The organism is Arthrobacter sp. B2a2-09 (genome assembly GCF_027587375.1).
Classification (GTDB): Bacteria; Actinomycetota; Actinomycetes; order Actinomycetales; family Micrococcaceae; genus Arthrobacter.
In genome coordinates this window covers 1-367 of the sequence record NZ_JAMXIC010000109.1, presented here as the reverse complement: position 1 = coordinate 367, position 367 = coordinate 1, and the positions used below count along the sequence as shown (strand labels likewise).

General features: G+C 48.5%; 1 rRNA gene. It reads left to right on the top strand.

From position 1 onward, the window contains the following. Window positions 1-191: 191 nt before the first annotated feature. A 16S ribosomal RNA gene (locus NFJ07_RS25760) occupies window positions 192-367 on the top strand; the annotation flags it as partial.

Here is a 367-nt window from a genome sequence, read left to right as displayed (position 1 = left end):
TGTGTCTGTTGTTTGAGAACTCAATAGTGTGCCAAGTTTGTTGATACCGATTTGTTTTTATGAATTGGTTGATTTTGCCGGGCCTTGTCCGCCCCTGTGGGTGGGGTCTGGTTTTCAGCTGGTTTCAAATTTTGTGCAGCTCTTCTGCCGTTATTTCCGGTGGTTGTGGTTGTGTCTGTTTTTGTTTTACTTCAACGGAGAGTTTGATCCTGGCTCAGGATGAACGCTGGCGGCGTGCTTAACACATGCAAGTCGAACGATGATCCGGTGCTTGCATCGGGGATTAGTGGCGAACGGGTGAGTAACACGTGAGTAACCTGCCCTTGACTCTGGGATAAGCCTGGGAAACTGGGTCTAATACCGGATA